18 protein-coding genes are annotated in these 22,116 nt (G+C 55.0%); 7 read left to right on the plus strand and 11 right to left on the minus strand.

Going from position 1 to position 22,116, the window contains the following annotated elements:
* The first annotated feature begins 20 nt into the window (after window positions 1-20).
* Window positions 21-1,277, plus strand: coding sequence for an iron-sulfur cluster carrier protein MrpORP (locus ACTVJH_RS11265; protein WP_455990583.1), 1,257 nt, complete (start codon window positions 21-23; stop codon window positions 1,275-1,277).
* A 79-nt stretch (window positions 1,278-1,356) separates the two neighbouring features.
* Here ACTVJH_RS11265 and ACTVJH_RS11270 read toward each other — a convergent pair whose 3' ends face one another.
* The gene (locus ACTVJH_RS11270) at window positions 1,357-1,884 is read right to left on the minus strand and encodes a NifB/NifX family molybdenum-iron cluster-binding protein (protein ID WP_455990586.1); all 528 of its coding nucleotides are present in this window, start codon (window positions 1,882-1,884) and stop codon (window positions 1,357-1,359) included.
* Between the two features lie 454 nt (window positions 1,885-2,338).
* On the minus strand, window positions 2,339-4,159 hold the full coding sequence (gene uvrC / locus ACTVJH_RS11275; protein WP_455990589.1) for an excinuclease ABC subunit UvrC: 1,821 nt from the start codon (window positions 4,157-4,159) through the stop codon (window positions 2,339-2,341).
* Window positions 4,160-4,394: 235 nt separating this feature from the next.
* Between uvrC and rarD the strand changes: the two genes are divergently transcribed.
* The gene (rarD, locus tag ACTVJH_RS11280; protein ID WP_455990592.1) at window positions 4,395-5,300 is read left to right on the plus strand and encodes an EamA family transporter RarD; all 906 of its coding nucleotides are present in this window, start codon (window positions 4,395-4,397) and stop codon (window positions 5,298-5,300) included.
* Between the two features lie 39 nt (window positions 5,301-5,339).
* On the opposite strand, the gene ACTVJH_RS11285 is transcribed toward rarD, so the two are convergent.
* From ACTVJH_RS11285 to ACTVJH_RS11305, 5 genes are all read right to left on the minus strand, one after another.
* On the minus strand, window positions 5,340-5,903 hold the full coding sequence (locus ACTVJH_RS11285) for a hypothetical protein (RefSeq protein WP_455990595.1): 564 nt from the start codon (window positions 5,901-5,903) through the stop codon (window positions 5,340-5,342).
* Window positions 5,900-6,709: a NifB/NifX family molybdenum-iron cluster-binding protein gene (locus tag ACTVJH_RS11290; protein ID WP_455990598.1), complete on the minus strand. Its 810-nt coding sequence runs from the start codon at window positions 6,707-6,709 to the stop codon at window positions 5,900-5,902. Before ACTVJH_RS11290 ends, ACTVJH_RS11285 begins: the two co-directional genes overlap by 4 nt.
* 98 nt (window positions 6,710-6,807) lie before the next feature.
* Window positions 6,808-7,317, minus strand: a complete 510-nt coding sequence (locus ACTVJH_RS11295; RefSeq protein ID WP_455990601.1) for a hypothetical protein — start codon at window positions 7,315-7,317, stop codon at window positions 6,808-6,810.
* A 378-nt stretch (window positions 7,318-7,695) separates the two neighbouring features.
* A complete protein-coding gene (locus ACTVJH_RS11300) occupies window positions 7,696-9,051 on the minus strand; it encodes a sigma-54-dependent transcriptional regulator (RefSeq protein ID WP_455990604.1) in 1,356 nt (451 codons plus the stop codon).
* Between the two features lie 44 nt (window positions 9,052-9,095).
* Entirely contained in the window at window positions 9,096-10,874 is a 1,779-nt protein-coding gene (locus ACTVJH_RS11305) for an ATP-binding protein (RefSeq protein WP_455990607.1), read from the minus strand.
* 264 nt (window positions 10,875-11,138) lie between these two features.
* On the opposite strand from ACTVJH_RS11305, the gene ACTVJH_RS11310 reads away from it, so the two are divergent.
* Window positions 11,139-11,681, plus strand: coding sequence for a Spy/CpxP family protein refolding chaperone (locus ACTVJH_RS11310; RefSeq protein ID WP_455990610.1), 543 nt, complete (start codon window positions 11,139-11,141; stop codon window positions 11,679-11,681).
* 157 nt (window positions 11,682-11,838) lie between these two features.
* On the opposite strand, the gene ACTVJH_RS11315 is transcribed toward ACTVJH_RS11310, so the two are convergent.
* The 4 genes from ACTVJH_RS11315 to ACTVJH_RS11330 are packed head-to-tail and all read right to left on the minus strand — an operon-like array spanning window position 11,839 to window position 15,868.
* On the minus strand, window positions 11,839-13,131 hold the full coding sequence (locus tag ACTVJH_RS11315; protein ID WP_455990613.1) for a hypothetical protein: 1,293 nt from the start codon (window positions 13,129-13,131) through the stop codon (window positions 11,839-11,841).
* Window positions 13,132-13,159: 28 nt separating this feature from the next.
* The gene (locus tag ACTVJH_RS11320) at window positions 13,160-13,897 is read right to left on the minus strand and encodes an outer membrane lipoprotein-sorting protein (RefSeq protein ID WP_455990616.1); all 738 of its coding nucleotides are present in this window, start codon (window positions 13,895-13,897) and stop codon (window positions 13,160-13,162) included.
* A 41-nt stretch (window positions 13,898-13,938) separates the two neighbouring features.
* Complete coding sequence (locus tag ACTVJH_RS11325; protein WP_455990619.1) at window positions 13,939-15,183, minus strand: ABC transporter permease; 1,245 nt, start codon at window positions 15,181-15,183, stop codon at window positions 13,939-13,941.
* Complete coding sequence (locus tag ACTVJH_RS11330; protein WP_455990622.1) at window positions 15,176-15,868, minus strand: ABC transporter ATP-binding protein; 693 nt, start codon at window positions 15,866-15,868, stop codon at window positions 15,176-15,178. Before ACTVJH_RS11330 ends, ACTVJH_RS11325 begins: the two co-directional genes overlap by 8 nt.
* Window positions 15,869-16,614: 746 nt before the next feature.
* On the opposite strand from ACTVJH_RS11330, the gene ACTVJH_RS11335 reads away from it, so the two are divergent.
* From ACTVJH_RS11335 to ACTVJH_RS11350, 4 genes are all read left to right on the plus strand, one after another.
* A complete protein-coding gene (locus tag ACTVJH_RS11335) occupies window positions 16,615-17,235 on the plus strand; it encodes a transposase (RefSeq protein WP_455990625.1) in 621 nt (206 codons plus the stop codon).
* Window positions 17,236-18,152: 917 nt separating this feature from the next.
* A complete protein-coding gene (locus ACTVJH_RS11340) occupies window positions 18,153-18,689 on the plus strand; it encodes a GNAT family N-acetyltransferase (RefSeq protein WP_455990628.1) in 537 nt (178 codons plus the stop codon).
* Between the two features lie 104 nt (window positions 18,690-18,793).
* On the plus strand, window positions 18,794-21,073 hold the full coding sequence (locus tag ACTVJH_RS11345) for a site-specific DNA-methyltransferase (RefSeq protein ID WP_455990631.1): 2,280 nt from the start codon (window positions 18,794-18,796) through the stop codon (window positions 21,071-21,073).
* A complete protein-coding gene (locus tag ACTVJH_RS11350) occupies window positions 21,070-21,513 on the plus strand; it encodes a KilA-N domain-containing protein (RefSeq protein ID WP_455990634.1) in 444 nt (147 codons plus the stop codon). The genes ACTVJH_RS11345 and ACTVJH_RS11350 overlap by 4 nt, the downstream gene beginning before the upstream one ends.
* Window positions 21,514-22,116: the final 603 nt, after the last annotated feature.

The following is a 22,116-nucleotide window of genomic DNA, read 5'->3' on the forward strand; positions in this document are numbered from 1 at the left end:
TGTCTTTACGGGAGGCACCAATGTCTGAACAATGTTCATCCTGCGCCGGCGGAAGCTGTGAGGATTGCGGGAACAAAGATGAAAAACTGCAAAAAGCCCTCGGTCGAATCAAACATAAAATTGTGGTTCTCTCCGGCAAGGGGGGCGTGGGAAAGAGCACCGTGGCGGCGAACATTGCCGTGGCCCTGTCCATGGCCGGCAAGCGCGTCGGCCTTCTGGACGTGGATGTCCACGGTCCAAGTGTCCCCCGGCTGCTGAGCCTCAAGGGTGAAAAACCGCATATTGAAAAAAATTACATCGAACCGGTCCAGTGGAGCCCCAATCTCTGGGTCATGTCCCTGGGCTTCATGATCCCCGATGAAAAGGACGCCGTCATCTGGCGCGGCCCGATCAAAATGGGTCTCATCAAACAGTTCATCGAGGACGTCGCCTGGGGCGATCTGGATTTCCTGGTCGTGGACTGCCCTCCGGGTACCGGTGACGAACCCATGTCCGCCCTGCAGCTTTTGGGCAAGGACGCCCAGGCGGTCGTCGTGACCACTCCCCAGGGTGTGGCCGTTGACGATGTTCGCCGTTCCGTGACCTTCTGCCATCAGATAGGCAATCCCATCCTTGGTATCATCGAAAACATGGGCGGGTTTGTCTGTCCCAAATGCGGCGAAACCGTGGACATCTTTCCTCCGGGGGGTGGAGAAGCCCTTGCCCAGGAAATGGAGGTCAACTTCCTTGGCCGCATTCCCATTGATCCCGAAGTGGTCCGTGCCGGTGACGAGGGGTATGTCTATGTCAAAGTCCATCATGAAAGCGAGGCTGCCAAGGCCATGGGGCGGATCGTCAAACCCATTCTGGCCATGTCCGGAAGCCTGCAGGATGGCACCAAGGCCCCCACGGCCGCACAACCTCAATCCCCTGTCACATCCGAAGGAGAAAAAGCAACCATGAAAATCGCCGTCCCTGTCGCTAACGGTCTTTTGTGTATGCATTTCGGTCATTGCGAACAATTCGCCATGGTCAGCGTTGACGAAACAACCAAGACGGTTCTTGGAACCGAATTCCTCAATCCTCCGCCCCATGAACCCGGCGTCCTGCCCAAATGGGTTGCCGATCAGGGTGCCCATCTGGTCATCACAGGCGGCATGGGTGCCCGGGCCCAGAGTCTGTTCACCGATGCAGGAGTGAAGGTCCTTGTTGGTGCCCAGGGCGGGTCTCCCGAAGAACTGGCCACAGCATATCTGAATGGCACGCTGAAGACCGGTCAGAACATCTGTGATCATTAATCGACTACCTGTCGATCCAATAAAAAAAGCCGGGATTTCCCGGCTTTTTTTATGCGCTTTATTTTCTGAAGCGTGCTCGCTACCTGTTCCGGCCTCGGCCCTGACCGCCGCCGGGACCCATGCCGCCGGCACCCCGGCCCATGCCACGTCCCATGCCTCGACCCATACCCCGGCCTACTCCGGATCCCATGCCGCCGCCTTGGCCCATGCCTCGACCCATCCCGGCGCCCATACCGGCACCTCCAGCCTGTCCGGGCTGCTGCCTACCCTGTCCGTGTGCAGGGGTGGGAGCCTTGCCGCTCTCAAATTCCTCAACGGCCTGCTCAACCGTGGCTGCCCCGGTACTCACAATCCTGATATTTCCCTGCTCCAGCGCCGCCTGAGCCTTGGGACCCACCTGACCGGTAATCACGGTCTGGGCGCCTGCCTGCACGACCATTTGAGCGGTCTGAATGCCTGCGCTCTGAGCGAGATCCATATTCTGATTGTCCAGCCACTGATGGGTCCGGGTTTCCGTGTCATAGATGATAAATCCCTGAGCCCGGCCAAACCGGGGATCAATGGGGCTTGTCAAACTGTTCTGCTGTGCGCTGATGGCTATCTTCATACCTCTAACCTCCTGGCCCGGTTATGCATTATCTCAAACAATCAGGGGCCATGTTTATGTTGAATAGAATCAGAATAAGTCGTCAAAAACAACCTGTCAATAGAATAAGCAATAACTGCTCCAAAACAACAAAAACCCTTCTATCCTGAACTGATAAACCATAAGTCAACCAGGCCGCACATGAAAAGGACGCAAAATTCGCCCTTCATCTGCGACAGGCTTTCAAACCGCAGCCTCTTGCAAAAAACAAAAAGCCTTGCGGCTTGCGCGCAGCAAATTTCTTCTCACCCAACCGCCTGAAGTATCGGCGGGAGAGTTTCAAACCAACCGAAACGGGGTGAGCCAGTCCCGCGAACAAATCGGTCCTGTAGATTGCGCCAGGGCAAATCTGTTCTCTTCAAGACCGAAAAAATAGGGCCCTTAAGATTGCACTGATATCTCTTGGCATTTCCGATCAATCCGTCCCTTCCTCCCCGCTCAATCCAGCCAGCCCCTGTACGATGGCCGCCGCCTTTTTCGCACCGATTCCAGGAACCGCCTGAATCGCTTCCACACCGGCCTGCTTCATGGCCGCAATGGACCCGAAATGCGTCCAGAGATGCCGGGCCATCCTGGGACCGATCCCGGGCAGCGATTCCAGCGAGGAATCAAGGCTGATTCGCTTCCGGGACTGCCGCTGCCTGGTGATGACGAACCTGTGGGCATTGTCCCGAATTTTCTGGAGATAAAGAAGTTCCGGACTTCCCGGCTTGAGGGGGAGGGGGTTCTTTCGCCCTGGCAGGAAAATACGGTCGCCAAGCTCTCCTGCCCGGCGCGTTTCGCCCTTGGCGATAGAGGCCATGGGGAACAATCCGGTTGTGCCCTGATCCTTGAAAACACGCTCCAGGGCCGCAAGCTGCCCCTTGCCCCCGTCTACCAGCAAAAGGTCCGGCCAGGGAGGTCCGGCTTCGAGCCGACGCGCCAAAAATCCTGCCAGGGCCCTGTAGTCATCGCCATCTCCCTCGAGTTCGGGAAAGGCATAGATCCGGTAATCGTTTTTCCGGGGACTGCCATCTTCAAAAACAACCATGCCCACACGCATCCCCTGACCCGAAAGATGGGATGCATCGATACATTCGATACGACGGGGCTCCTGAGAAAGACGCAATGCCTTGGCCAGATTGAGGTTTTTTTTGTCCTTGTGTTTTTTGCGCAGAAATTCCCTTCCATTGGCCAGGGCCATGGCCACCAGACTGCGCTCCGCCTGCCCCCAGGCCCGACAGACCCTGACCGCACCTTTCCTGAAATCCGAAAGCGCCTCTTCCAGGGCGTTGTCTTCCAGTGCAAAAGGGAGAACGATCCGCTCGGGCACGGATGTATCCGGGCCGTAAAACTGCCCCAAAAAGGAAACAACCAGGGTTTCCCGGTCAGTCTCGTCCACCTGTATGCCGAGCCAGAAAAACTGCTTGCCGTCCACGATCTTGCCCCCCCGGACAAAAAGCACGGAAATGACCAACCCATAATCATTTCCAACAAGCGCGACAACATCGAGGTCCTTGCCTGTTGCAAGGACTGCAGCCTGGGGTTCAACGGTTTTTTCAATGGCCCGGATCAGATCACGGTATTGTGCGGCCCGCTCAAAGGCGAGGTTCTCCGAGGCGTGTTGCATCTTTGCATGCAGATCAGAGAGCAGATCCTTGGACTTCCCGCTCAGAAAAAGCTCCACCTGCCTGACGATCGCAGCATATTCATCCCTGGGCACAGGATGCACGCACGGCCCCAGACAGCGGCCGATGTCGTATTGCAGGCAGGGACGGATCCGATTTCTAAAAACATGGTCATTGCACTTTCTAAGGGCAAAAACCCGGTTGATCATCTTCAAGGTCTGTCTGGCGGCAAAGGCCGAGGTGAACGGACCGAAATACACGGAACCGTCCCGAACCATTTTTCGGGTAATGGTCAGGCGCGGATACTCGGACCGTTTGTCCAATCTGAAGAGAAGATATTGTTTGTCATCCCTAAGGACAATATTGTACCTGGGCCTGTGCTTTTTGATCAGACTGGCCTCGAGAAGCAGGGCCTCTTTTTCGGTCCGGGTCTGAAGGGTGTCGATTTTCTCGACCCGGCTCATCTGAGCCTGCGTCTTCAGAGGCAGCTGTTCCGTGGGCCGGAAATACGAAGCCACTCGTTTTCTGAGATTTTTGGCCTTGCCCACATAAATGATCTTCCCGGCTTTATCCTTCATCAGATAGACACCCGGGGTCGAGGGAAAGCTGTCAGGCTCGAAACAGATCACACCCACTCCTTGTCGAAATTTTTACGAACCGGACCTGAACAGGTACGCATGTGGTTGTGCTTTACGGTTCGCACAATACTGTCCTGCGAACTCCAGATCCAAAGATGAAAAACATGCACCTTTCCCGATTCACAGCCGGACCCGGGATGTGACCGAACATCAGACGGCCCTGAGGGATTGCACATTCACGGGCTGATATAATCAAACAAAGGCATCCCCTTTACTGGAGAAAAAGATGACGCCACGATCACAAGCAGAAGGACCAGCCTCAACCGGCTTGTTGGCCGCCATGGCAGCCTTTGTGGCCTGGGGACTTTTGCCCATGTACTGGAAAACCCTGGAACACGTCCCCGCGTTCGAGGTGCTCTGCCACCGGATAGTCTGGTCGTTGTTTTTTTCAGGAATGATCATCGGGATTCAGGGCCGGTGGCAAGAGGTCTGGGCGGTCTTCTCCTCCCTCAGGGCCATCTGGTTTCTGTTCTTTTCCAGCCTGCTCATCGCAACGAATTGGTTCGTCTACATCTGGGCGGTAAACAGCGGCCATGTCCTGGAAACCAGCCTGGGATATTTCATCAATCCCCTGGTCAATGTACTGCTGGCCTTTGTGATCTTCAGGGACCGATTACGTCCTTTGCAGACCCTGGCCGTGGGCTTTGCCATTGCCGGGGTGGCGAACCGGATCTGGCATTTTGGACAATTCCCGGTCATCGCCCTGACCCTGGCCGTGAGCTTTGCCCTGTACGGACTGCTTCGCAAACTGGTCAAAGCCGAATCCCTTCCCGGTCTCTTCTGTGAAACAGCCGTGCTCAGCCTGTTTGCCGGAGGGTATCTGATATTCCTGGCAGTCACGGGCAGCGGCGCCTTTGGCCGCATGAACATGCAGACCAATTGTCTGCTCATGGGGGCCGGGGTGGTGACCTCCCTGCCGCTGCTCGGGTTTGCCTTTGGGGCCAGACGGCTCAGCCTGATCCAGATCGGGATGCTCCAATACATCTCTCCGAGCCTGGCCTTCATGCTCGGCGCCTTTGTGTACCACGAGCCCTTTTCCCTCAACTATCTGATCACCTTCATTCTCATCTGGACCGCTGTGGGCATCTATTCGGCCGAAGGCATTGCGCGTTTCAAAAAAGGCACCCATTGACACCCAGCACGCGGCCAGATTCTCACCCATCTGCCTGTTTCAGCGTTTCTTGCCCTCTGATATGTCATCCAGCGCCTTCGAACACATCACGCTGACACCACCGGCCACAATCAGGGATCCGGCAAGACACATCCCCGTGAACAACAAAGTGAACCCCCACCCGAAATAGGCCACCATGACCGGAAGCAACACGGGTTTGATGGCCCGGCAGCCCATAAAATTGGCCACATGGAACACCGAGGCCCCCTTGTCGCGGAGATTTTGAAACAGGGGGTACCAGGCATAGATCGGGCCCATGGACAGGATGCCGGCCAGGGAGGAAAAAACAATCCCCTTGACTCCGGAACTACGCCCCAGAAACCGGCTCACCAATGCCGGGGACAGAAAGCGGTTGAAAACAACCATGGTGACCACTGCCAGACAAATGGGCACAACCAGCTGCTTAAAGATGGACGCACTCATGGCAACTGCCAGGGCAATCTTCTCCGGGGCGGTCACCAGTCCGATTCCATACATGCAGCCAACGCCCAGGGGGAACAGCCAGGGACGCGCAAGGGCCAGACAACGGTGAAAAACGGAAGGAATTTCTGGTTGAGCTGTCATATTCCCCCTCCCGGCCAGAAAATGACACCCAGAGACATACCCGCGGCCATGACAAATCCGGCCACATTGCGAACCAGCGTAAAACGAATTCCCAGAGCGGCCGATTCAGCAGGCATCTGTATCACGCCCACACTGACCCATGAAAGCATCAATGCAGTGACTGCAGCAAGCCCCACACCCGCATCGAGCAGTCCTCTGGCAATCACGTAACTGTTGACGGGGTTTCCAGCCAAAACGCTTCCTATTGTGGCGCCCCATAAGGAATCCAGAAAAACGCGTCCTGGGAACAGGGCAAACAGGGCCTTTTGGGACACCAAACCACGCACCAGCCCGAGCAGCAGCACCACCCCCACAAGCCGCGGCAGCAGCGCGTAAAACTGGCGCAATCCCTGTTTCAGGGCTCGCGCCCAAGGGGTTTCTGCAGGGGTGGAGACATCCACGGGTGCTGCGTTTGCAGGGACGGCATCTGCATCCGCTTCATCCTGTTTCGTACCCGCCTCCAGATACCTGCTCACAGCCTCGGACACGGTCCCGGTCACCTGGGTGACCACGTCGATTCCCTGTTTTTTCAGTGCGTCGGCAATGTGCGGGGCCACATGACCCACCAGGATGACCCGCGCACCCATGTTCACCGCCAGCGACACCGCCATGATTCCGGCTCCAGGCCCGGATGAACGCGGCGGCCCCGGGACGGCCTCAAAGGACATGTCCTCGGTCTCGACCACCAGGAGATGGTCGGCCATCCCCAGCCTGGAGGAGACAACTCCGTCAAGATCGGACGTCGTACTTGGAACGGCAATTTTCATACAGCCTCGTTTATCCATTTATGAGTGGCGCAACGCGTTGCAGCAGCATCCAAACAGCCTGCCCTGCACCCCTGACAGAAAATCGATCCTTTTGTACCCTACTTGTTCCGGTCATAATCCCGGCTGGTCCGTTCGGGTACGGGCGGGAGCACATAGCCGTTGCCGCCCTCATGGGCATAGGGGGTCGTCGAACCGGAGGTGTAGATGAGACAGAGATCCGCTGTCCTGCCCTTGATGTCACCGGGAGGCAGGACCACCTTCAATTGATTGCGGACACCGGTATCCGTGAGATTCACACGCCGAAGCTGTTCGGCAAACAGGGTCTCGTCGGTAATCCGCTTCCAACCGTGGGGCTGTTTTTCCGGAAGGATCCACGCGATCGTCCCCTGCCGGGGAACGAACACAAGGGCCGAAGGCGTAGCTATACGCCCGCAATAATAGAGATCATACCCGCTGTGATCCGCCTCGAGATCCGCCATGTCCACCTGAAGCCCCACGGTTTTGGGCAAAGCCAGTTTGCCCCGAGGCTTCATCCTGGGCCGGACGAACACGATCAGTATGACAATAACCAGACAAACAAAAATAAAAACCATTACCGGTGCATTCATACACCACTCCTTGATTACGGGCAGATCGCACCAACGCTCCACACGTCTCTACGATTGATTCCTGAAAAAATGTGTTTCGCCCCGAACCGATCCCGTCTCCCGTCTCCTTTTCTCCCGCCTCCCTTCTTTTCCACCTGCTCGTTCCGGTTTGGGCGAACACAAGGTTCGCCCCTACAGACATTCACCTTTCATTCGCCTTTCCCGCCTCCTTTTCTCCCGCCTCCCGTCTCCTTTTCTCCCGTCTCCTTTCTTTTCCCGCCTCCTTTTCTCCCGCCTCCTTTCTTTTCCCGCCTCCTTTTCTCCCGCCTCCCGTCTCCGTGTCTCCCGTCTCCTTTCTTTTCCTGCGCCCTGCGCACTGCGTACTGCGCACTTTCTTCCCTACCCCACCCCATACTTCTTCATTTTATTATGCAGGGTCGCTCTTGTAATTCCCAACCGCCGGGCCGCCTCGCTCTTATTGCCTTCCGAGGCCTCGAGGGTGGCCATGACGGCCTGACGCTCGACCTCTTCCAGGGATTGGCCGGCCAGGTCCACCCCCGTATCCGGAGCATCCTTTGAATTTGTCTGCGATGTCCGGGTCAGAAGCGGCATATCCCTTTCGGCAATGAATTCCCCGGCACTCAGGATCACGGCCCGTTCCACGGCGTTCTCCAGTTCGCGCACATTGCCGGGCCATGCATGGCGTATCATCTGGTCCATGACCCTGGGGGAGAACCCACGGATATGTTTGTGATTTTTTTCCATGAACTTTTCCAGGAAAAACTGGGCGAGGAGCGGGATGTCTTCGGGACGGTCGCGCAGCGGGGGAACAGACAGGGAGATGACATTGAGCCGATAATAAAGATCCTCCCGGAATCGTTTCGCCCTGACCTCTTCCAGAAGGTCCCTGTTCGTTGCCGCGATGACCCGCACATCGACCATGATCGGCTTGTCGCTGCCTACCCGCTGGATCTCTCCCTCCTGCAGGGCCCGGAGCAGCTTGGCCTGGACCCCGGGGGCCACCTCGCCGATCTCGTCCAGAAACAGGGTGCCCTGATGGGCCTGCACGAATCGTCCCTCCCGCCGTTTGTCCGCCCCGGTAAAGGCTCCCTTTTCATGGCCGAAAAGCTCCGATTCCAGAAGCGACTCGGTCAGGGCCGCGCAGTTCACCGTGACCAGCGGTCTGGCATGACGGCGGCTGTTTGCATGGATGGCCCGGGCCACGAGCTCCTTGCCGGTTCCGCTCTCCCCCTGCACGAGAATGGTCGCATCGCTTGGGGCGACCGTGGCAATGGTCTCCAAAAGTTCCTTCATGGGCGTGCTCGTACCCACGATGCCGGTGCCCTTGTCCGGAAGCAGCCTGCGCAGTTCCCTGTTTTCAGACGCCAGGCGGGTGTGGTCCATGGCCCGTTCCAGGGTGAGTTTGAGCTCGTCGAAATCCAGGGGCTTGGTCAGATAATCGTAGGCCCCGGACTTGAGGGCCTGGACCGCGGTTTCCACCGAGGAATACGCGGTCATGATCAGGACCGGAATGGCCGGATTATATCTCATGATCTCCTGCAGGGCCTCGATCCCACCCACATGGGCCATGCGCACGTCCATGAGCACCCCGTCATAGGGACGACCGGCCACCTTCTCGATGGCAGTGCTCCCGTCCCCGGCCTCATCCACATCATACCCCCATCCCTTGAGCATGGTCCTGAGCATGGTCAGATGGGCAGAGTCGTCATCAACAATCAATATATTCGGTTTCATGGCTGATTCCTGCGAATTGTGTGTGGAGGCACCATTCTTCATGATCATTTTCTTTCCCCGGGCAGGAGGATGGTAAAAACCGTTCCCTGCCCCTCGTGTGAGGCGACCTCGATCTCCCCTTCATGGGCCTCCACGATCTTCAGGACCATGGCCAGTCCCAATCCCGTCCCCTGATTTTTGGTCGTGTAATAGGGATCGAAAATCTTGGAGAGATCCTCTTTGGGGATGCCCTTTCCCGAATCGCTGATACGAAGTCCTGTCCGCCCATCCTCGGCCCGAAAGCCCTGAATGCCCAGGGTCCCGCCCTCGGGCATGGCCTGCACCGCATTCAGATAGATATTCAGCAGACATTGCTGCATCCTGTACGGATCGAGGAAGACCTCGGCCATCGTCTCCGGGATATCGACCTCCACCCGTACCTGTGCCGCATCCAGGTCATGGCGGATCAGGGAGAGGGAGTGCCCCACAAGCTCTCCAAGATCCGTCTTCCGGGCAGCGATGTGCGAAGGCCGGGCATATTCGATCAGTTCGGTGACCACGCGGTTCAACCGGTCCACCTCATGGATCATGACCTCGGCGGCCTCGTGGTCGTCGCTCTTCGGATCGAACCGGGCCCGAAACAGGGTGGCAAATCCCTTGATGGAACTCAAGGGGTTACGGATCTCGTGGGCCACACCCGCTGCAAGGCTCCCGATGGCTGCAAGCTTTTCCTTGCGTTTGATCTCCTGCTGCAGCCGGCGGACCTCGCGCAGATCACGCAGAATGACGATCTTGCCCAGGAAACGGCCGTCTTCGGTGATGATTCTGGCACCGCTCACGCCCAGGGGAATCTCCCGCTCCCCTTCAGTTCGGCAGACAATCTCCTGCTCGGTGACCACCCTGTCCGTGTCCAGCTGCCGGATAACCGGACGGATCTCCTTGGGGATATCCTGCCCTTGCTGGCGACCACGACCCGCCTCTGCTCCGCTTCCCCAGAGCAATGCCGCTGATTCGTTCTGAAAGGAGACCTCTCCCCGGGGGCCTACAACCACCAGTCCCTCGGGGAGATTGCTGACCACCTCCGAGGCAAAGGCGCGGGAATCGCTCAACAGCCGCTGGGAAACCCTGAGACTCTGGGCCCAGAACAGGGAGATGAGCCCGGCCAGGCCCATAAAGAGAATGATGCAGGACATGACAATGGAATGGATCAGATCCTCTTTTTGGGCATCTTCCAGGGCGGTTGCCACCAGCCCGAGATAGATGAACATCTCTTCCGGAGGACCGGGAGGGGGATTCAGGTGATGGGGAGTCGGCCGGCCCGGACAAAAGGCCAGGAAACGCTCCCTGAGATTCTGACCATGCTCATTGAAACGCGTCGGCATGATGGGTTTGAAACCATTGTACACCACGAACAGGGAGGTTTTGTCAGCCCCCCTGTCCATAAACCATTGGGGCTCATCCGAGGGCACAAGAGGCCTGTCGTTTAATCGCGGAGAAAACATGCCCCCAATCCGGCTGAAATCATCGCTGGCAATGATTCCCCCCTGACTGTCCGTGATCACGATGTATTCCACACCAGGGAGCCTGGCCGTCTCCTCCAGGAGATGGCTCAACCGGATTCCCTGGGCGAACCGACCGCGCATGCCGATACGCGAGCCCGCCTCCAATGCCTTGATCAGGGCCTGACCCTTTTCCAGAAGCACCCTGGTGGTGGCCTCACGCTGCCGATTGATATTCATGGCCGTCAATACGGTCACAATGACAAACAGGATAAACGCCCCCCCGATCACCACCCAGGGTGAAAAAATCCGGGGCGCATCCCCGTGTTTGGGCCTGGTCAACATATATCTGGCTCCTTCGTGTGCGGCAGATCTTCCGGCCGGCAAAAAAACGAACACCCGTTTAAATTCTATACACCCTGATCCGCCGATCTGTTCGATTTTTATACACCAAAAGTATTTCCAGGCCAACACCCTGGAAATCGATATCTGCACAAGACTATTTTTACTTTATATTCCAAAATATTAGAAAACACCTTCTCACTTGGCATCCCCGTTGCTTTATCTAGGGCACAACAAGCAAAAATCAATCCGCAAAGGAGGACTGACATGACAAAGAACAGATCTCTCATCATCACCCTGGCATTGGTAGCCGTTGTCTCCCTGGCATCTCTCGCCGCAGCCGGCCCCGGACGAAGTGGCGGGTTCGGACCCGATCGGGGTGACTGCGCAGGTCCCGGCAGCTGTGGATGGGGACCGGGATATTATCGCAGCGATCAGATCGCCCAGCTGACCCCGGAAAAGCAGGAAGCCTACCAGGCGATCATGCAGGACTTTCAGGACAAGATGACCCCGCTTCGCGAGACCATGTGGCAGAAGCGCATGGAACTCGAGGCCCTCTCCCCCAACCCCAACACCCAGCCTGACGAAATCAAGGGACTGGTCAGGGAGATCGGGGCCCTGCACACCCAGATGCGAGGTGAGCACCAGGGACTCAGAGAGCGCCTTGAAAAGGAGATCGGTCTTGAAGTCGGACAGCGAGGCTTTCATCATCCCCGAAGCAACAAGGGCCAGCGCGGTCAGCAGGGACGCATGGGTGGCGGCCAGCGGATGATGGACGGTTCAGGCCCCGGTTGCAACCGCACCAGATAAAACAGCCACAAACATTGCATCAGCCTCACCTCCTCACAAGCAGACGGCCCGGAAGACATGTGTCTTCCGGGCCGTCTGTTTGTGGTCGAGATGATGATCTCATCGTGCAACAACCACGTGATGCCGGGGACCTTTGGGTCTGAAGCAATGAACCTTATCAAAAATAATACCTGATCCGCAGTTCCAGTTTGCTGGTGTTCACCTTTTCCCCGTACTCGGTTTCCCGCCCTCCCTGAAGCCAGGAAAACCGTCCCCGAAACTCCCAGTTTTCCAGGCCGTCGTAGATGAGCTCCGGGGTCAGGGAAAAACTGCCGTCTTCCAGATTGATGATCGAGGTCACGGCCGGGGTATAGTAGAGGATACCAAAGGGTTCCTTCTGGCTGAACCTGAAATAGAGATACTCCCGTCCCGGCTGGGGCTTGCCGTATCCCGACTCCGCCAGGTTGCGGGCCGTGCGCAGGGCAGCGTCATTCCCGTCTCCCTGTCTGACGAGTTCATAGAACCGTTCACTTTCGTGGGGTGAAAGACCCGCATCGTTGCCGTAATACTCGATGATCGAGGTGAGATTGCCCTCGGAAAGATACCTGATCCCAAGCAGCCAGGACCAGGCCTCCACGTCACCGGGCTCCACCCTGCCGTCATCCATGAGCCGGGCCTGTTTGAGGCTCGGAATATAGGCCAGCTCGCCGTGGCATTCGAAATTGGGGGCCAGGTTGCGGGAAAAGTCCATACCGAAGCGCGTGGACCGGCTGTTTCCGGTATAGACGATGAAATCCAGGTCCGTGTCCAGGTAAAGCAGGTAGAGCTTGGCCGCCAGATTCACATGGTCGGAACGCCCGAAATCATCGTTTACATCCGTGCGCACGGGAAGCACCACCGTTGTCAGGGCCATGGTCTTAAGCGGGCCGGAAAAGCTCTTGATCAGATCCGCTTCCGCCGTGATGAATCCCTCCATGGCCTCTTCCGGGTCATTGGGATCTTTGGGCCGATTGATGAAACCGACCGGATTCCAGGCATACCCCTTGCCCCATTTATAGCTCTTCTTGCCGAGACCGGCGGTAAACGCATGGGTCGGCTTGTAGGAGGCGTAGGCCTCGTACACATCGGCTGAATGATCGAAATCCTCCTGGTCGTCATCCTGCAAAAACCCCTTGAGGGTCCAGTGCAGACTGAACAGATCCCGGCTGTATCGCCCGTCGAGCTGGAGCGATCCAACCCCCTGATCCCGGGCAGCCTTGCTCGTTCCCTTATTCAAAACGTACAGGGCCGAGCCGGCATCCACATCCGCGTGGGTTCCTTTCAGCTCGACAAATCCTCCCCACTCCAGTTCCTTTTTCTCGAACTCCTGCACATCAAAACTGAAGTCCTCATCCCATGCTTCGGCCGTATCTCCGCTTGCACCAGCCGGGACCGGTGCACAGACCAGAAGAATGAGCGTCAGGACACACAAGGGTCCACACGGGTTCCAGGGTCTTGTTTCAGCGCAGTTCATCGACCTTGGACAGATAGTTGAGGGTGAAGACCTCGTCCCTGAAATCCTTCCGGGCCACCTTGGCAAAGAGCATTACAGACTTGTAGCCTTTGTTCAGCGGGCTGTCGGTCTCCAATTGGGAGGGGCGGACCAATCCGTCACCAAAGTCCTTGATCGCGCTGTAGTGAAGGGTCTTGATGAGCATGTTGCTGGCTGCATAACACTCGATCCGGGTGGGCAGAAGAACCTCCTTGTCCACCGTCATCGTGAGGTGGTCATAGGCCACGGACCCGTGTTTTGCCTGCAGTTCCAGAAGATAGGCATCCCCGTTGTCAGTGATGGACACGGCATCGTACTCCACACTGTAATCCAGCCGCAGGATGTCGGAATTATTAAAGATCCCCCCGACAACGGATTGCAGGCTGGTGATCCGCAGGGGCTTGCCCACGGCAGGGATGTAGAGCCACATATTGTCCCCCAGGCGCAGGGTGGAACGGCCCTTTTCACTGGCCGGAGAGAGAAACAGGGCGACCATCTTGTCCTGTCCCTTTTTCACGGTGTACAGGACGAATTCCTTTTTGGAACCATCCGGTTCGATATTGATCAGCTTCCGGTACATCTCGTAGGACTCGGGCTGCATATTGGCATCGACCTGTTTCAAGATCGCGTTGCCATCGAGTTCCTGGGCGTACCCCGTCGAGAAACAGCAGAGCAGCAGACAGCACCCCATTATGACGTATTTCATCGGATTCTCCTTGAAGAATGCCTGCCATCCAAAAGGATGGATCAGACATGACGCAATGCGGTTATCGGGTCCATGCGGGAGGCCTTCCACGCAGGCTGAAGGCTGGCCAGCACGGCGATGATGATGACGATCCCCATGACCAGAAGGACATCCTGAACCTGGATGGTCGGGGCGAGTTCCAGCCCCTTCTGCCGACCGAAATCAAAGGAAACACGGGTGACGTTCATGGCCACGACACCGGCCACGCTGATAATCACCCCGATCACGCTCCCGAGCACCCCGAGCAGAAAACCCTCGGCAACGAACAGAGAGAGAATCCTGCCCGGAACCGTGCCGATGGCCGCGATGGTCCCGATCTCGTTGATCCGTTCGTACACCGCCATGATCATGACGTTCATGATGCTGACAAGTACGATGGCCACGAGCATGATCTTGATGAACAGGGTCATCAGATCGATCATCCGGGCGATATTGAAAAAGGGCGAAAGGCTCTCCCAGGAATGGATCTCGAATATCGGCCGGCCCTTGTCATTTGCAAGAGATCCCAGCCGGGACTCAAGGGCTGCCATGACATCAGCCATCTGCTCCATTCCTGAAAGGCGGATGGCGATCTCGCTCACCTCGTCACCAGTAAGACGTAACAATGAGCGTGCATCGTCAATGTGAATCAGCCCGTCCCTGCCGCCCGGACCGGAGATCCCCTCGAGCACGCTTCGGATCACAAAGGGCTGTCCGTTGACGGAACCGTCCTTGTTGGTGGCCACCAGGACAATGGTATCCCCGACCGAGACCTTGAGTCCCCTGGCGATCAGTTCCGGGACCACGATCTCGCCCTTTTCAAGCAGCCCCTCGGCCGTGCCCTGAAGGACACGATCAACGAGCATGGGCACGGTTGCAAGCTCCTGCTCGGGGTCCACCCCGGTGAGCCGGATATTGGTCGTTTCTGAAAAATTGCTGAACATGGCGCCCAGACGGATGCGTTGGGAATGGGCCGTGACCTCGGGGATGGCTTCGAGGGTTTCAAGAACCTCCTGAACCTGTTTGGGGCGCATGTTCCGATCCAGGGGCAGACTTTCAATGGAAGAAAGATATCCCTGGCCATGAATCTGGATCTGTCCGAGCATGGAATCGGTGATCTGCCCGATCATCATGGACTTGAAAGAGCCGGAAAGAGACACGAACATGAGCACCGCCACGACCCCCAGACAGATCAGGGCCGAGGTGAGCAGGGTCCTTCGTTTGTACCGCCAGAGATTGCGCAGGGCCAGCTTGAAGATATCACCCATGATGCCCTCCCGAATCTTTCAAATATCCATCTTCCAGGGCGAAAACGGTTTCTGCCCGCTCCATGACCTTGGGATCATGGGTGGAAAAAATAAAGGTCGTCCCGTACTCGTCCCGCATCCGCTTCATCACGTCCAGGACAGTCCCTGCAGAGGCGCTGTCCAGATTGGCGGTGGGCTCATCCGCCAGAATCAGCTTGGCATTGGTGACCAATGCCCTGGCCACGGCCACGCGCTGTTTCTGCCCCCCTGAAATCTGGGAAGGGTATTTCCCGGCCTGATCGGCCATACCCACGGCCTCAAGCAGTTCCATAACCCGGACCGCGCGTTCCTTTTTGGGACGCTTCTGAACCATGACCAGCGGGTATTCCACGTTCTCGAACACGGTCAGCACGGGCAGGAGATTGAAGTCCTGAAAGATGAAGCCGATATGTTCTCCCCGGAACACGGCGGATTCCCGGCGCGAAAGCCCGCTCACATCCTGCCCGGCCACCTCGAGGCTCCCCCCGGAAGGCGGGTCCAGACACCCGATCATGTTGAGCACGGTGCTCTTGCCGCTCCCCGAAGGCCCCACAAAGGCCGCAAACGACCCCGGCTCGATCTCGAAACTGACCCCGCGCACCGCCCGGACCACAATCTCCCCGGTTTGATAGCTCTTATCCAGATTCAAGGCCTTGACCAGCACCATCCCTTCCTCCTCCTGAAACATGGTTGTCGAACCATCCAAACCCTCGGTGAACCGTTGCCGCGCACAGCGGTTCAGCCGGGTACAATTATTCTACCTTCTTTCTGCCTGAAAAGGAACTGCCAAACCGCCCGGCATTGTCACGGGAAAATCGTGCAGAACCTGCGCCCTGCAATGAATAAAAACGTGGGGGCGGATCGTGGGGACGGATCGTAAATTCGCCCAATGTTCAACCACAGACAATCCAAACGCATCGTGATGGCGAACCTTGTGTTCGCCCAATGTTCGATCACAAACGATCCAGACGCATCGCGGGACCGGATCGTATATTTGCCCAACATTCAATCACAAACGACCAAACACCCTGTAGGGGCGAACCTTGTGTTCGCCCTGATGTTCAATTGCCAGATACCGGATACCCCCCGTGTTCCGAAAAAAAGGGCGAACACAAGGTTCGCCCCTACGTCGGCGGGGTGATACGGGTTTGGTCGGGCACATTGTTCAGGGGGTTAAATCCATTACCGCCCTGGGTCAGGACCATTGCCCCCTGATGCCGAAATAAAATACATGCATTTTGTCATACAGATTGATCCCAAAACATGCTTGCATCGCTGTAAGATATGGGATTATCAAAATGCAATTTGCATCCTTGCCATTTCTCTGTTGCCCCGCGATACCCTTTTTCCCAGACGCATTTCCAACGAAACAGGCGTCCCCGGAACCAAACAATTCGTTGATAAGACATTGGCATGAAATACAATCCCGATATCCATCATCGCCGATCTATTCGCCTGCAAACATTCGACTATTCACAGGCCGGAGCGTATTTCGTAACGATCTGCGCGCAGAACCGAAAATGCCTGTTCGGTGAAATTGCAAACGAGGAAATGGCATTGAATGATGCGGGTCACATGGTGGCATTCGTTTGGGGCCAATTACCTGTTCGTTTCGACCATGTTGATTTGGATGCATTTGTGGTCATGCCAAATCACATACATGCCATTTTCACGTTACAACGTATCCATCCAATGTCCGATCGCCAGACAAACCAGACACACCGTGGGGACGAATCGGACCTTCGTCCAAAAGGATCATTACCGGGTACGGTCGGACGCATTGTTCAGGCATTCAAATCCATTACAACACATGAATACACAATCGGCGTCAAACAACATGGCTGGCCGCCATTCCCGGGGAAATTGTGGCAGAAAAATTATTACGAACATATCATCCGCAATGAAAATGAATTGAACCACATCCGGGAATACATCGCCAACAATCCAATGAAATGGGCATGTGACCGGGAAAATCGCACCCGACAAAATGGTATGGAACAACACGGGTCAAACAATAACATCCGTTTGGGATGATTTGCCAATTCCATGTACCCATATCGACCAGGACACATTCCCGATCACCCCAAATCACGCACATCCCATTCCCACGTAGGGGCGAACCTTGTGTTCGCCCTTTTTTCAAATCACGAGGAATTTACATGGTGATCGCCATGATTTTTCGGAATACGAGGAATTTACATGGTGTTCGCCATGATTTTTCAAAACACGAGGAATTTACATGGTTTTTGAACATTGGGCGAACACAAGGTTCGCCCCTACACGGATTGGTACCGGGTACGGTCGGATATATTGTTCAGGCGTAAAATCCATTACCAGACATGAATGAACAATCGACGATGGACAACATGGTTGGCCACCATTTTCAGGGAATTATGGCAACGGGATTATTACGAACATACCATATGTTCTCCCGATGTCAGGAACGCTGTCGCCTCATGCTGAAATAAAAATGCATCCTTTTTGTCATACAGATTGATCATAAAAGGTACTTGCATCTCCATAAGATATGGGATTATCAGGATGTAATTTGCATCTTCGCCTTTTCATACGGGCAAACCGTTATTCCCCGGGCGATTGGCACCTGTATTCATGACACGGCTGGCATGGATCGCTTGCTTGCCGTTTCAATTTGATCGATCGGTTTTATCTGGCACGTTTTCTATATCAGGCCGCAAACCTTCCCGGCTTGATACGTCATGCTGGTACTTCTGACAAAAATACTACCGCAACCCTGTACAATAAAAGGCATGAACCCCACCGGACAGAATTTCTGGGCCAGAAGGTTTTCAAAATTGTCTTGGATATCTGCCAGCTATTCGGATCATAGCCCTTAAAAGCTACAAGCATCATGCGAACATGAGCATATCGGAGTTATCAGGAAGCCACATAACAAATCGTTCTGTCTATAAGCCGATTATTACAGGTAAAGCATGAATCACAAAATTATCAATAAAAACAGCCAGGAAGAAGTAGCAAAACTTTTTACGTCTGTTTTCACATTGTCTGAGGGAGAAAAGGAAGGCAGGCTTATCGGCAATCTTGCCTCAAAACTATCTTCCAGGATCGACAATCAAGAAATAATTTGTTTCGGAACCTATGAAGGTGAATCAATTGTTGGGGCTATTTTCTTTACTCGCCTTCAATTCAAAACAGTCATCCAGGTCTACATGCTTGCTCCTGTTGCTGTTAGAAAAGATTATCAGAGAAAGGGTGTCGGTCAGGCGCTTATAAATTTTGGCCTTAATGAATTGAAAAATCGATCTGTAGCCGTAGCTATCACATATGGTGATCCATCGTATTACTCTAAAGTGGGATTTCATGCTTTGTCTGAAAATGTCATTCAGGCTCCACTTAAGCTCTTAATCCCAGAAGGTTGGTTGGGCCAGTCCTTAGCCGAAAAACCAATTCCGACTATCAAAGAACGACCTTCATGTGTTGAGGCATTCAATGATCCAGCTTATTGGTGATTATACGAGACAGAACAACCGCATGAACTCGGACTGGGTAAACGGCGTGTTGTGTCTCCAAAGCCCGAGGCAGCGGCTTCATGAATACAGATTAAGGATAACACATGCTGAAATTAACCGACCAGGAGAAACAAGAGATCATCCGCTTTCTGGAAACGGGCAAGGAGTTGCCGGAGAAGTATCGCTTTTTGCTGTTTGAGGACAAGCGCGAAGTTGAGTTGGTTTGGAACGGCAAGACCAACGAAGTATGCAACATCGTCCTGCCCTTTCAGACCATCGAGCAGGTGGATGAGCCTCGGGCCGAGAAGCCGTCCGGACCGGAGACGCAGCTCAGCCTTTCCGACTATTTCAACGTGGACAGCCGCGGCAGGCAACTCAAAGGCTGGGCCAACAAGCTGATCTGGGGCGACAACAAGCTGATTCTGTCATCGCTCAAGAACGGGCCGCTGCGGGAGGAGATCGAGGCGCAGGGCGGGCTGAAGCTGATCTACATCGACCCGCCCTTTGATGTGGGCGCGGATTTCTCCATGGACATCGAGATCGGCGGCGACACCTTCACCAAGAAGCCCAACATTCTTGAAGAGATCGCCTACCGCGACACCTGGGGCAAGGGGGCGGATTCCTTCATCGCCATGATCTACGAGCGGCTGGTGCTGATGCGGGATCTGTTGGCGGAGGATGGGAGTATTTATGTGCATTGTGATTGGCGGGTGAATTCACACATTCGCTTGGTGCTGGATGAAGTATTTGGATCTGCAAATTACCAGAATGAGGTAACTTGGCAGCGAACAAGCGCTCATAGTGACCCAGGGCACTACGGAGTTAATGTTGATTCAATATTCTACTTCTCCAAGTCGTATCAACGGAAGTGGAATCAGCTTTATGGTAATTATTCCGCAGATTATAAAAATCGATTTAGAAACGCGGACTCAGATGGGCGTTTATGGACTGATGCTGATTTAACAGCAAAGGGATTAAGTGGCGGAGGTTATACCTACAGCTACAAGGGGATTTCTTCACTTTGGAGGTGTCCGATAGAAACAATGGAAAGGTTGGACAGTGAGGGACGTCTTCATTTTACAAAAGCAGGAGGTATTCGCTTAAAGAGATACCTCGACGAAACTCCTGGTGTCCCATTGCAAACGCTTTGGACAGATATTTTTCCCGTTAATTCACAGGCTAAAGAAAAAGCAAACTACCCCACCCAAAAACCCGAGGCCCTGCTGGAGCGCATCCTCAAGGCCTCCAGCAACGAAGGTGACCTAGTCGCTGATTTCTTCTGCGGTTCCGGCACCACCGCAGCCGTAGCGGAAAAACTTGGCCGCAAGTGGATCTGCACGGATTTGGGCAAATTCGCCATCCACACCACACGCAAGCGGATGATCGGGGTGCAACGGCAGCTCAAAAATAACGGCAAGGACTACCGTGCCTTTGAAATCCTCAACCTTGGCAAGTACGAGCGGCAGCATTTTGTGGGCATCAACCCCAACCTGCGCCAAGAGGAACAGGCCAAGCAATTGGCAGCCAAGGAAGCGGCGTTTCTCGACCTCATCCTCAAAGCCTACCGCGCCGAGAAGGTGGAGCAGTTCGAGCACTTTCACGGCAAGCGCGCCGGACGGCTGGTGGCGATCGGGCCGGTCAACCTTCCGGTGACAAGGCTGTTCGTGGAGGAGATCATTCTGGAGTGTCGTAAGAAGCACATCACCAAGGTGGATATCCTCGGCTTCGAGTTCGAGATGGGCCTGTTTCCCAATGTACTGGACGAGGCGCGGGCCAAGGGCATTGACATCGCGCCGAAATACATCCCGGCGGAGGTCTTCGACAAGCGGGCGGTGGAGAAGAACCAGGTTGTTTTCCACGATGTGAGCTACATCGAGGTGAAGCCGCATGTGACCCAGGGCAAAAAGGGGCTGCCACCTGCGATGGCGGTGACGGTGGAACTCACAGATTTCTCGGTGTTCTACTCGCAGGATAGCATCGCCCAAGCCGAGGAAGCACTGGGCAAGAAGAAATCGGGCAGCAAGATTGTGGTCGAGAAGGGCCAGATAGTGAAACTTGTCAAGGATAAGAAAGGCATCATCCAGCGCGAGCAACTGACGCAGCATTGGACGGACTGGATCGACTATTGGAGCGTGGATTTCGACTTTGAGAGCAAGCGGGAGATTATTCGCATCCAAGACCCGGCGAGCGGCGAGATGCGCGAGGAGTGGACGGGCGACTACATTTTCGAGAACGAGTGGCAGAGCTTCCGCACAAAGAAAGACCGTTCCCTGGAGCTGAAAAGCGTGGCGCACGAGGTCTCGCCGGGCCGCCGCAAGATCGCGGTGAAGGTGGTGGATATCTTCGGCAACGACACCATGACGATTGTGGAGGTGGCTGTATGAAGAAGAACCGCGACATCGAGGTGCTGGACACGCGCGTGACCATTTCTCGCATGGCGGAGGAGGACTACATCTCACTCACGGACATAGCCCGCCACCGTGACGCCGACCGCTCGGACGATCTAATCCGTAACTGGGTGCGCAACCGGAACACGCTGGAATTCCTCGGCATCTGGGAGAAAATCCATAACCCCAATTTTAATTCCGTCGAATTCGACGGGTTTAGAATGCAGGCAGGGTTGAACAGCTTTACCTTGACCCCGAAACAATGGATTACCCGCACCAACGCCAAGGGCATCGTCTCCAAAGCAGGCCGCCTGCAGGAGGAACCTTTGCCCATCGGGACATCGCCTTTGAGTTCGCATCTTGGATATCCCCCTGTGTCAGGAAAGATGTCGCCTCATACCAAAATAAAAATGCATCCTTTTTGTAATACAGATTGATCACAAAAGATACTTGCATCCCTATAAGATATGGGATTATCAGGATGCAATTTGCATCTTCGCCTTTTCATACGGGCAAACCGTTATTCCCCGGCCGACCGGCACCCGTATCCATGACAAGGCTGGCATGGATCGCTTGCTTGCCGTTTCAATTCGGCTGGTCGGTTTTATCTGGCACGTGTTCTATATCAGGCCGCAAACTTTCTCGACCCGATACGTCATGCTGGTACTTCTGACAAAAATACTACCGCAACTCTGTGCGATAAAAGGTATGAACCCCACCGGACAGAATTTCTGACTCGACTTTCAGGGTTGAGACATCGTAAAGCAATAAAAACTTAACGATTATAACGTGTTGTCAAAATTTTTTGCGTAAGACCCTAATTAATATCCATGCAATCTTGTTTTATTCACGTTATTCAACATTTTTTACGATTTTATATTGACATGTAAGACCCTAATCTGTATGTGATGGACATGGCCCACTTGCACAAAAAGGTTAAGCAGGGAAAGACCTACTACTACATCCGGGAAATGGCTCGGGTTCAAGGCAAACCAAAGGTTGTCAATCAGATCTATCTCGGTTCTGTCGAGCGGATCATG

It is taken from the genome of Desulfoplanes sp. PS50 (assembly GCF_053851535.1).

What these genes read in the sequence shown, in the direction of transcription:
- ACTVJH_RS11265 (WP_455990583.1), top strand. Translation starts at nt 21, where the DNA reads ATGTCTGAACAATGTTCATCCTGCGCCGGCGGAAGCTGTGAGGATTGC.
- ACTVJH_RS11270 (WP_455990586.1), bottom strand. Translation starts at nt 1,884, where the DNA reads ATGAAGATAGCCATCAGCGCACAGCAGAACAGTTTGACAAGCCCCATT.
- rarD (WP_455990592.1), top strand. Translation starts at nt 4,395, where the DNA reads ATGACGCCACGATCACAAGCAGAAGGACCAGCCTCAACCGGCTTGTTG.
- ACTVJH_RS11285 (WP_455990595.1), bottom strand. Translation starts at nt 5,903, where the DNA reads ATGACAGCTCAACCAGAAATTCCTTCCGTTTTTCACCGTTGTCTGGCC.
- ACTVJH_RS11290 (WP_455990598.1), bottom strand. Translation starts at nt 6,709, where the DNA reads ATGAAAATTGCCGTTCCAAGTACGACGTCCGATCTTGACGGAGTTGTC.
- ACTVJH_RS11295 (WP_455990601.1), bottom strand. Translation starts at nt 7,317, where the DNA reads ATGAATGCACCGGTAATGGTTTTTATTTTTGTTTGTCTGGTTATTGTC.
- ACTVJH_RS11300 (WP_455990604.1), bottom strand. Translation starts at nt 9,051, where the DNA reads ATGAAACCGAATATATTGATTGTTGATGACGACTCTGCCCATCTGACC.
- ACTVJH_RS11305 (WP_455990607.1), bottom strand. Translation starts at nt 10,874, where the DNA reads ATGTTGACCAGGCCCAAACACGGGGATGCGCCCCGGATTTTTTCACCC.
- ACTVJH_RS11310 (WP_455990610.1), top strand. Translation starts at nt 11,139, where the DNA reads ATGACAAAGAACAGATCTCTCATCATCACCCTGGCATTGGTAGCCGTT.
- ACTVJH_RS11320 (WP_455990616.1), bottom strand. Translation starts at nt 13,897, where the DNA reads ATGAAATACGTCATAATGGGGTGCTGTCTGCTGCTCTGCTGTTTCTCG.
- ACTVJH_RS11325 (WP_455990619.1), bottom strand. Translation starts at nt 15,183, where the DNA reads ATGGGTGATATCTTCAAGCTGGCCCTGCGCAATCTCTGGCGGTACAAA.
- ACTVJH_RS11330 (WP_455990622.1), bottom strand. Translation starts at nt 15,868, where the DNA reads ATGGTGCTGGTCAAGGCCTTGAATCTGGATAAGAGCTATCAAACCGGG.
- ACTVJH_RS11335 (WP_455990625.1), top strand. Translation starts at nt 16,615, where the DNA reads ATGAAATACAATCCCGATATCCATCATCGCCGATCTATTCGCCTGCAA.
- ACTVJH_RS11340 (WP_455990628.1), top strand. Translation starts at nt 18,153, where the DNA reads ATGAATCACAAAATTATCAATAAAAACAGCCAGGAAGAAGTAGCAAAA.
- ACTVJH_RS11345 (WP_455990631.1), top strand. Translation starts at nt 18,794, where the DNA reads ATGCTGAAATTAACCGACCAGGAGAAACAAGAGATCATCCGCTTTCTG.
- ACTVJH_RS11350 (WP_455990634.1), top strand. Translation starts at nt 21,070, where the DNA reads ATGAAGAAGAACCGCGACATCGAGGTGCTGGACACGCGCGTGACCATT.